The sequence below is a fragment of the Streptomyces sp. WELS2 genome, from assembly GCF_013870595.1.
Taxonomy (GTDB): Bacteria; Actinomycetota; Actinomycetes; order Streptomycetales; family Streptomycetaceae; genus Streptomyces.
Genome location: NZ_JACBWZ010000320.1, coordinates 1 through 6,620 on the forward strand (window position 1 = coordinate 1; position 6,620 = coordinate 6,620).

At 74.5% G+C, this 6,620-nt stretch carries 3 protein-coding genes and 1 pseudogene; 3 read left to right on the forward strand and 1 reads right to left on the reverse strand.

The features are described 5' to 3' along the window. Positions 1 to 3,870 (reverse strand): DEAD/DEAH box helicase (locus H5J33_RS19085; RefSeq protein WP_181796143.1); only part of this gene is annotated, 3,870 nt, incomplete at its 3' end. 129 nt (positions 3,871 to 3,999) lie between these two features. Here H5J33_RS19085 and H5J33_RS19090 point away from each other — a divergent pair. From H5J33_RS19090 to H5J33_RS19100, 3 genes and pseudogenes are all read left to right on the forward strand, one after another. After that, entirely contained in the window at positions 4,000 to 4,905 is a 906-nt protein-coding gene (locus tag H5J33_RS19090; RefSeq protein ID WP_258565224.1) for an AraC family transcriptional regulator, read from the forward strand. Next, the gene (locus H5J33_RS19095) at positions 4,838 to 5,854 is read left to right on the forward strand and encodes a glutamate ABC transporter substrate-binding protein (RefSeq protein WP_309485438.1); all 1,017 of its coding nucleotides are present in this window, start codon (positions 4,838 to 4,840) and stop codon (positions 5,852 to 5,854) included. The genes H5J33_RS19090 and H5J33_RS19095 overlap by 68 nt, the downstream gene beginning before the upstream one ends. 41 nt (positions 5,855 to 5,895) lie before the next feature. Then, a pseudogene (locus H5J33_RS19100) lies at positions 5,896 to 6,620 on the forward strand (hypothetical protein); the annotation flags it as partial.

Below are 6,620 nucleotides of genomic sequence, written 5' to 3' on the forward strand. Positions count from 1 at the left end.
CGCCGTACGGCCGGAGCCCAGCAGCGCGCGCATCGGCGCGAGGGTGTCGTTGGTGAGCCGGCCGGACCAGGCGAGGTCCCACAGGGCGTCGGCCAGCTGGGGGTCGGTGACCTCCGGGTGGGTGGTGGCACGGACCTGGTCGGCGATCTGCCGGAAGAACAGGCCGTACCCGCCGGAGAGGGCGTCCAGCACGGACTGGTGGAGGGCGGTCGGCTCCAGCGGGTGCGGTGCCGGGAGCAGCAGCGGGGCCGCGTCCGCCAGATACAGCGAGACCCAGCCGTCCTTGCCCGGCAGGGAGCCCGCACCGGCCCACACCACCTCGCCCGCGGCGGTCAGCTCGTCGAGCATCGCGGGCGTGTAACCCGCCACGCGGGAGGGGAGGACCAGCTTCTCCAGCGCGGAGGCGGGCACGGAGGCGCCCTGCAACTGCTCGACGGCCCGCACCAGGCCGTCGACGCCGCGCAGCGCGTGGCCCCTGCCGATGTGCTGCCACTGCGGCAGGAACTGGGCGAGCGCGGCGGGCGGCACCGGCTCCAGCTCGTGCCGCAGGGCCGCCAGGGAGCGGCGGCGCAACCGGCGCAGTACGGCCGCGTCGCACCACTCCTGGCCGATGCCGGCCGGATGGAACTCGCCCTGGACGATCCGGCCGGCCGCGGCCAGCCGCTGCAACGCGCCCTCGGTGACCGCGACACCGAGCCCGAACCGGGCCGCCGCGGTGGCCGAGGTGAACGGGCCGTGCGTACGGGCATAGCGCGCCAGCAGGTCGCCCAGCGGGTCCTTGACCGGCTCGGTGAACGCCTCCGGGACACCGACCGGCAGCGCCGTGCCGAGCGCGTCGCGCAGCCGGCCCGCGTCCTCCACGGCCGCCCAGTGGTCGGCGCCCGCGATCCGCACCTTGATGGCCCGGCGCGCCCCGGCCAGCTCACCTGCCCACTGCGGGTCCGCGCCCCGCGCCACCAGCTCCGCGTCGGTCAGCGGGCCGAGCAACCGGAGCAGGTCGGCGACGCCCTCGACGTCCTTGACCCGGCGGTCCTCGGTGAGCCACTGCAGCTCGCGCTCCAGCTCGGTCAGCACGTCGGCGTCGAGCAGTTCGCGCAGCTCCGCCTGGCCCAGCAGCTCGGCCAGCAGCCGCGAGTCCAGGGACAGCGCGGCGGCGCGGCGCTCGGCCAGCGGGGAGTCGCCCTCGTACAGGAACTGGGCGACGTACCCGAAGAGCAGGGAGCGGGCGAACGGGGACGGCTCGGGGGTGGTGACCTCGACCAGCCGCACCTTGCGGGACTCGATGTCGCCCATCAGCTCGACCAGCCCGGGCACGTCGAAGACGTCCTGGAGGCATTCGCGGACGGCCTCCAGCACGATCGGGAACGAGCCGAACTCGCTCGCCACCTGGAGCAGCTGGGCGGCGCGCTGGCGCTGCTGCCACAGCGGGGTGCGCTTGCCGGGGTTGCGGCGCGGCAGCAGCAGCGCGCGGGCGGCGCACTCCCGGAACCGGGAGGCGAACAGCGCCGAGCCGCCGACCTGGTCGGTGACGATCCGGTCGACCTCGCCCTTGTCGAAGGCGACGTCCGCCGCGCCGACCGGGGCCTGCTCGCTGTCGACCGCCGTGTCGAGGAGGGTGCCCGCCTTCGCCGGCTCCTGGTCGAGCAGGTCGAGGCCCAGCAGATCGGCGTCGGGCAGGCGCAGCACGATGCCGTCGTCGGCGTGCATGACCTGCGCGTCCATGCCGTACCGCTCGGACAGGCGGGCGCCGAGGGCGAGCGCCCAGGGGGCGTGGACCTGGGCCCCGAAGGGCGAGTGCACGACGACGCGCCAGTCACCCAGCTCGTCGCGGAACCGCTCCACGACGATCGTGCGGTCGTCGGGGACGTGACCGCAGGCCTCGCGCTGCTCGCTCAGGTACGACAGCACGTTGTCCGCCGCCCACGCGTCCAGGCCGGCCGCCAGCAGCCGCAACCGCGCGTCGTCCCGGGGCAGCGAGCCGACCTCGCGCAGGAACGCGCCCACCGCGCGGCCCAGCTCCAGCGGGCGGCCCAGCTGGTCGCCCTTCCAGAAGGGCAGCCGGCCCGGTACGCCCGGCGCGGGCGAGACCAGGACCCGGTCGCGCGTGATGTCCTCGATCCGCCAGGAACTCGTGCCCAGCGTGAAGACATCGCCCACGCGGGACTCGTAGACCATCTCCTCGTCCAGCTCGCCGACCCGGCCGCCGCCCTTCTTGGGGTCGGAACCGGCGAGGAAGACCCCGAACAGGCCGCGGTCCGGGATCGTGCCGCCGGAGGTGACGGCCAGGCGCTGGGCGCCGGGGCGGCCGGTGACCGTGCCGGCCACGCGGTCCCACACCACGCGCGGGCGCAGCTCGGCGAACGCGTCGGACGGATAGCGGCCCGCGAGCATGTCCAGCACCGCCGTGAACGCCGACTCGGGCAGCGAGGCGAACGGGGCCGCGCGGCGGACCACGGTCAGCAGGTCGTCGTACTGCCAGGTGTCCAGCGCCGTCATGGCCACCAGTTGCTGTGCGAGCACGTCGAGCGGGTTCGCGGGCACCTTCAGCGACTCGATGGCGCCCGAGCGCATCCGCTCGGTGACCACGGCCGCCTGGACCAGGTCGCCCCGGTACTTCGGGAAGACGACGCCGGTCGAGACGGCGCCGACCTGGTGGCCCGCGCGGCCCACCCGCTGGAGACCGGAGGCGACCGACGGCGGGGACTCGACCTGCACGACGAGGTCGACGGCACCCATGTCGATGCCGAGTTCCAGGCTGGAGGTGGCCACCACCGCGGGCAGCCGGCCGGCCTTCAGGTCCTCCTCGACCAGGGCGCGCTGCTCCTTGGAGACCGAGCCGTGGTGCGCGCGGGCGATCACCGGCGGAGCGCCCTGGGCCGCGCCGGAGCCGCCCATCAGCTGGGCGGGGGAGTGGTGCTCGTCCAAGGGCTCGCCGGTCGCCCGTTCGTACGCGATCTCGTTGAGCCGGTTGCACAGCCGCTCCGCCAGACGGCGGGAGTTGGCGAAGACGATCGTGGACCGGTGGGCCTGCACCAGGTCGGCGATCCGCTCCTCCACATGCGGCCAGATCGACGGCCGCTCCCCGCCCTCGGCGGCGTCGGAGGCCGGGGAACCCCCCAGCTCGCCCATGTCCTCGACCGGGACGACCACGGAGAGGTCGAACTCCTTGCCGGACTCCGGCTGGACGATCTCCACCTTGCGGCGCGGCGACAGATAGCGGGCCACCTCGTCCACCGGGCGCACCGTCGCCGACAGGCCGATCCGGCGGGCGGGCTTCGGCAGCAGCTCGTCCAGCCGCTCCAAGGAGAGCGCGAGATGCGCGCCGCGCTTGGTGCCCGCCACCGCGTGCACCTCGTCCAGGATCACCGTCTCCACGCCCGTGAGCGCGTCGCGCGTGGCCGAGGTCAGCATCAGGAACAGCGACTCGGGCGTGGTGATCAGGATGTCCGGCGGGCGGGTGGACAGGGCGCGGCGCTCGGCGGCCGGGGTGTCGCCGGAGCGGATGCCGACCCTGACCTCCGGCTCGGGCAGGCCCAGCCGCACCGACTCCTGGCGGATGCCGGTCAGGGGGCTGCGCAGATTGCGCTCCACGTCCACGGCCAGGGCCTTCAGCGGGGACACGTACAGCACCCGGCAGCGCTTCTTGGGATCGGCGGGGGGCGGTGCCGAGGCCAGCTGGTCCAGGGCGGCGAGGAACGCGGCCAGCGTCTTGCCCGAGCCGGTCGGCGCGACCACCAGCACGTCCGAGCCCTCACGGATGGCCTGCCACGCGCCCGCCTGGGCGGCGGTGGGCGCGGAGAAGGCCCCCGTGAACCAGCCGCGGGTCGCGGGGGAGAAGCCGTCCAGGGCTCGGTGTGCGGAGCTGACCATGCGTCCATCGTGCACCCACCCACTGACAATCGCCCCGACCTGGGCAAACGGGGCGGCGGGGCTGGGCGGAGGGTGGCGCGGGGGCGATCGGTGACCTGCGGCGGGCGGGCCGGGCGGGACAATGGGCGTATGGCGGGTTCAAGCGAGCGGGCACGGCACTGGCGCTACCCGGAGCTGCCCGGAGTCGACCTGTTGCGGGCCCGGTACGTCCGCAAGAACTTCATCCGGCACACCCACGAGAACTTCGTGATCGCGGCCATAGCCGACGGCGTCGAGGTCTTCCACCACCGCGGCTCGGACGTCTCCGCGGGCCCGGGCGCGCTCGCGCTGGTCAACCCGGACACCCCGCACACCGGCCGGGCGGGGGTGCCCGAAGGCTGGCGGTACGGCGCGGTGTATCCCTCGCCCGACGTGGTCGCCGAGATCGCCGCCGAGACCACCACCCTGCGGGGCACGCCCGGCTTCGTCAGCCCGGTCCTCCACGATCCCTACGCCGCCCGTCTGGTCCACCGGGTACTGCGCGCCACCGACGAGGGCAACGCGCTGGCCGCCGACACCCTCCTGCGGGTCGCCGTGACCAGGCTGCTGCGGCTGAACGGCGGTGCGCTGCCCGAGCGGCGGACCCGGACGGCCGGCGCGCTGATCGCCGCACGCGCGCGTACGGTGCTGGAGGAGCGGATGGCCCGGCCGCCGACCCTGGAACGGCTGGCCCGGGACCTGGGGACCAGCCCGTTCGCGCTGCTGCGGGCGTTCCGCGACGCCTACGGCATGCCGCCGCACACCTGGCTGACCGACGCCCGTGTGCGCCGTGCCCGGCTGCTGCTGGACGCGGGGACGGCCCCCGCCGAGGCGGCCGTCGCCGTCGGCTTCACCGACCAGCCCCACCTCAACCGGCACTTCACCCGGATCGTCGGCGTACCTCCGGGGGCGTACCAGCGGGAACACGCGAACCCGGACGGGCGGGGGCGTGTGCCGGGCGAGCGCAAGAACGTACAAGACGACGGCCGGCCGTCGTCCGTACCGTCCCGGGCGTGACACAGCACATAGCACTCACGGACCAGACAGCCGACGGCACGAAGCCGGACGCGGCCGTCGTGCGGGACGCCCTGGGCGTCGGCGTCGCGGTGGGCCTGTCCGGATTCGCCTTCGGGGTGACCTCGGCCGGCAGCGGACTCGGGCTGCTCCAGACCTCATCGAGGCGATCCGGGCCCGCGCGGGCGCCAGGCGCAAGCTGGTCGTCGGCGTCGACCAGAACAGCTACCGCTGGGGCTACCGCAACCCGAACACCGAGGGCGCCCGGCTGGAGGGCTTCGACATCGACCTCGCGCACCGCATCGCCGAGGACATCCTCGGCGACCGGGACGCGGTGCAGTTCAAGGCGATCCCGACCAACCAGCGCATCCCGGCGATCCAGGACGGGCGTGTCGACATGGTCGTGCGCACGATGACGATCACCTGCGACCGGCTGCGCCAGGTCGCGTTCTCCGCGCCCTACTTCCGCACCGGGCAGCAGGTCCTCGCCCCCAAGTCCTCTCCGATCACCGGGTACGACGGCTCGCTGGCGGGCAAGAAGGTGTGCACGGCGACCGGTTCGACCGCGTACGCCAGACTGGACGCCGACCGCAAGGCCGGCCGGCTGCCCGCCTCGACCGACCTCTCCACCACCGTGCCCAACCAGCTGGACTGCCTGGTCCGCCTGCAACTCGGCGAGGTGGACGCGGTGGTGACCGACGGCGCGCTGGCCGCGAGCCAGGCCGCCCAGGACCCGACCGTGGAACTCAAGGGCGAGGCGTTCACGACCGAGTACTACGGCGTGGCGATGAAGAAGGACGCCGACGATCTGGTACGCCGGGTCAACCGCGTCCTGGTGGACTACGCGGCGCACGGCTGGCAGAAGTCGTACGACGACTGGCTGTCGGCGACACTGGGCGAGGACCCGGCCGCGTCGAAGCCGCCCGCGCCCCGCTACCTGCGCGGCAGTTGAGCCGCGCCCGACCGGAACCGACAGCGAGCGAGAGGTGATCGATGGGCGTCACGGACCCCGCCGGGCCGGTGATGGACCGGGACGAGGCGGACCGTGCGCTGGCGCGGCTCGGCCAGGAGCACGAGGCGATCGAGACCTCCCTGCTGGCCCTCCAGGACCACGCGGGCCGCAGACTCCTCGAAGGCGCCGGGCTGACCGGCGTCACCCGGGAACGCTGGCAGGCCACGGAGGCACGGATCACCCGGCTGTGGGCGTACTTCGACGCCTACACGGCCGCGCTGCGCGGCGCCCGTGAGATCCGCGCCCGGCGCCGCTGGTCCAGCCGTGAGGACCTGGCGGAGCTGACCGGGCTGCTGCGCGGCGAGTCGGTGACCGTCCCCGGCGGCGAGAGCGGCCGGCTCAGCGAGACGTTCACGCTGCCGGCGCTGGTGGACCGGATGAACGAGCTGTACGCGACGAGCCTGGACGTGATCGTCGCCGCGGACGCGGTGTGGTCGGCGCTGCCCGCGCGGATCGACCTGCTCGCCGCCGAGCTCCAGCGCACCCGGCAGCTCGCGCACTCCGTCGGGGTGCGCCCCGGCGAACACCCGGCCGGCGACGACCTGGAGCGGATCACCCGCACGCTGACCCGGCTGCGCGAGGACGTCGTCGCCGACCCGCTCGCGTTCTGGGTGCCGGCCGAGGGCAGTTCCGCGCCGGGCGGCGGGCGCCCGGACACGACGGTGTACGACCGTGCGGCGCGCGCCCTGGAGGACGTGCGCCGGGA

Bases quoted from the DNA above. Each gene is read 5' to 3' on its own strand.
- H5J33_RS19090 (WP_258565224.1), top strand. From the start codon at position 4,000: ATGGCGGGTTCAAGCGAGCGGGCACGGCACTGGCGCTACCCGGAGCTG.